General features: G+C 42.5%; 3 protein-coding genes. 2 read left to right on the forward strand and 1 reads right to left on the reverse strand.

Annotated elements, in window-relative coordinates; all coding sequences use genetic code 11:
• Window positions 1–53 precede the first annotated feature (53 nt).
• Window positions 54–812, reverse strand: coding sequence for a GAF domain-containing protein (locus PX636_RS17565; RefSeq protein WP_288118089.1), 759 nt, complete (start codon window positions 810–812; stop codon window positions 54–56).
• Between the two features lie 236 nt (window positions 813–1,048).
• On the opposite strand from PX636_RS17565, the gene lnt reads away from it, so the two are divergent.
• Both lnt and PX636_RS17575 read left to right on the forward strand, forming a co-directional pair.
• Complete coding sequence (gene lnt / locus PX636_RS17570) at window positions 1,049–2,575, forward strand: apolipoprotein N-acyltransferase (RefSeq protein WP_288118091.1); 1,527 nt, start codon at window positions 1,049–1,051, stop codon at window positions 2,573–2,575.
• Window positions 2,576–2,634: 59 nt separating this feature from the next.
• Window positions 2,635–2,877, forward strand: coding sequence for a DUF8620 family protein (locus PX636_RS17575; RefSeq protein ID WP_002799130.1), 243 nt, complete (start codon window positions 2,635–2,637; stop codon window positions 2,875–2,877).
• Window positions 2,878–3,001: the final 124 nt, after the last annotated feature.

Below are 3,001 nucleotides of genomic sequence, written 5' to 3' on the forward strand. Positions count from 1 at the left end.
CTTAGGACTGCACAGGGGTGGCAGGTTAATAGGTTTTAACCCTTGACTAGCGCTCAATCTTTTCCTTCCAGACGATTTTTATGTTTATTAAGGGTCTTTTGTAGTAAATTCAAAACCTCATTGGCAATCTCAATAACTTCATGAGTTCCAAAACCGGCCTGAGTTAATTCTTTAAAAAAAGCCTTAGCGACAATTTTGGCTAATTTCGGGGGATAAGGAGGGACAGCGATCAAATGTTCGGACTGAATTTCTGCTATTTCTCTAGTCACTGCCATCGCCACAAAACGAGATTTTAACATCCCTTGCAAATGAAAAATTTGCAGGGATTGGGCCGCCTGTTGAGAGAATAACTGCAAGATTTCTAAATCTAATGGTTCAAAATGTTTTTTGTCTAGGGGAAAACTGAGATTAATTACTCCAATTACCTGCTGATTCAGAATAATCGGTACGGATATAAAACTATTATTATTTGATTTTTTGGGATAAGGGGCTGCACTGGAAAATGGCGATCGAGTGATATCCTTAATTAGTAAAGGTTTTCCTGTGGCCGCTACACTGTCGGCAATAACTTGATCGAGTTTAATTATTTCTTGATCAGCCAAGGGTGATAGATCATCATAATGGGCAAAAACTTCTAGATAATCGGTAATTTCCCCTTTTAATTCCTGTGGAGAGCTTAACATAATTGAACAGTGCCGCGCTCGCAATTGATGAGCGCTCATACTAGCTATTTTCCGAAAAATATCTTCGAGATTTTCCTCGACATTCAAGACAAGAGCCAGAGCCGTTAATTTGGGGTTAAAATTATCCATGTATTCAATCACTTATTCAGTCCGAGTTTAGGCTTTCAGGGTGAGGGTGACATTCCCCATCTCCCTGTTTGTCTGAGTCTATAGCTTGCCATAGCATCTCACGGAAGGGCTTTTTTACTCGCTAACTGATCTATTGTAGATGTAGCCAAAACTTCTGTATGTCTCTTGTGTTTTGTCTTCCCTCTAGCTACTCTGATCTAGTAGGTCAGAGGAGTTTAACCTGACTGGAGTGAAAGATGGTGCGTTTTCTCTGGGCAATTTTGGCTGGTGTGGGGATGGGGTTAACAGTAGCACCGGTTTCTTGGTGGTTACTCGCTTGGATTTCTCTCGTCCCCCTGTGGATTGTTGTGAGATTAGCGGAAAAATCCCTAAAAAAACCGCTTTTATACGGTTTTGGCTGGGGTTTTGCCTACCATGGCCTCGCTTTATTCTGGATCACGGGAATTCACCCGATGACGTGGATGGGTGTCCCCTGGTTAGCGAGTTTGTTAATTGCCCTGTTTTGTTGGTTGTTTATTACTTTTTGGGGAACGGCGATCGTGCTAACTTGGACGTTAGTTATGTTTTATGTCAACAAAAGTGTTAATCAGTCATCTTTTCGGGATGCCCTCCTACGGGTTTTCATCGGTACTGCCCTCTGGTGTGGGTTAGAATCTCTCTGGAGTCAATCCCCTCTCTGGTGGACTACCCTTGCTTATAGTCAAAGTCCCCATAATTTATTGATTCTGCAATTGGGCAAATTATCGGGTTTTACGACGGTAACGGCGGCAATTGTGGCAATTAACGGTTTAATCGCCGAAAGCTTGCTCCTAATCCGTCAATCGCGGCAAAATCTCGCTTTTCTCTCTTTACCCCTGCTTATTTGTTTGAGCCTCCATCTCTGGGGATGGAATGTATACCATAAACCGATCGAAAAGTCAAGGGATTTAGGGATAAAAATTGGCGTCATTCAGGGCAATATTCCCAACACGATTAAACTTTCGCCCCTAGGATTTCAAAAGGCACTCGAAGGTTACACCTCTGGTTATCAAATTCTCGCCGCTCGAGGAGTAGATGCCGTCTTAACTCCTGAAACGGCCTTACCCTACTATTGGGAGAACTTAGTCAATAATAGCTCGATTTATTCGGCAATTTTAGCCAAAAAAACGCCGATCTGGTTAGGTGCATTTGGCAAGGTGGACAAGGGTTATAACAATAGTCTCTTGACCATTGATGGCGAGGGACAGGTGATTAGTCGGTATGATAAAGTAATTCTCGTGCCTTTAGGCGAATACGTTCCTTTTCAGGAAATTTTGGGCGGAATTGTTGATCGCCTTTCTCCCTTGCAAGCGCATTTAATCCAGGGAAATCCTGATCAAATTATTGACAGTCCTTTCGGTCAAATAATTGTGGGCATTTGTTACGAGTCGGCTTTTTCCGAACATTTTCGCCGTCAAACTGCTAGGGGAGGCGAATTTATTATTACTGCTTCTAATAACGCCCATTATAGCCACGCCATGCCCGCTCAACACCATGCTCAGGATACCATGCGAGCGATCGAAACCGATCGATGGATGGCCCGGGCCACCAATACAGGTTATTCTGCTTTTGTCGATCCCCACGGTAATCACCTTTGGCTATCGGATTTAGATAAATATCAAATCCATAGCGAAACAATTTATCGACGGGATACGAGAACTTTATATGTGCGCTGGGGAGATTGGTTAACTAAAGTTTTAATCATTACTGCCGGACTAGCTTGGCTCTGGAGAGCTTGGGATTAAGGTGACAGTGGTATACTTTTTCGTGAATGAACTGTTAAATAACCTAAGTTTTTGCTGCAATGAAAGAGCAATTTGTCAAGTGGTTGAATAGAATCTTAATATTTGATGTGTTTTTGGTAATAGCGGGTTTTCTCTGGTTTGCCCTGGCTGTTATCGGTGAATCCACGGGAATTCCCCTAGGATTTAAACTTTTTCAGCGTCTTTGGCTGCCCCTATTCAATCCTGCTATTAGTATTTTAATTGCGGGGGCGATTTTAAGCTGGGCGATTAATCAAATTCAAGAACGCTGGTTCCCTAAATAGGGCTGGCTGAATAAATCTAAAAACCTTGCTGGATAAGACTTTTAGCCTTTTTTGAAATCCAAAAGTACCAGATATGGGAGTGATCAGGGGGAAATTCAGCTACTTTTTCCCTGAAAATTAGGTA

Origin of the sequence: Microcystis sp. M53598_WE2 (assembly GCF_030067735.1) — a bacterium.
In the GTDB taxonomy this organism is placed as follows: Bacteria; Cyanobacteriota; Cyanobacteriia; order Cyanobacteriales; family Microcystaceae; genus Microcystis; species Microcystis aeruginosa.

Coding starts and splice junctions, on each gene's coding strand:
- lnt (WP_288118091.1), top strand. CDS start 1,049: ATGGTGCGTTTTCTCTGGGCAATTTTGGCTGGTGTGGGGATGGGGTTA.
- PX636_RS17575 (WP_002799130.1), top strand. CDS start 2,635: ATGAAAGAGCAATTTGTCAAGTGGTTGAATAGAATCTTAATATTTGAT.
- PX636_RS17565 (WP_288118089.1), bottom strand. CDS start 812: ATGGATAATTTTAACCCCAAATTAACGGCTCTGGCTCTTGTCTTGAAT.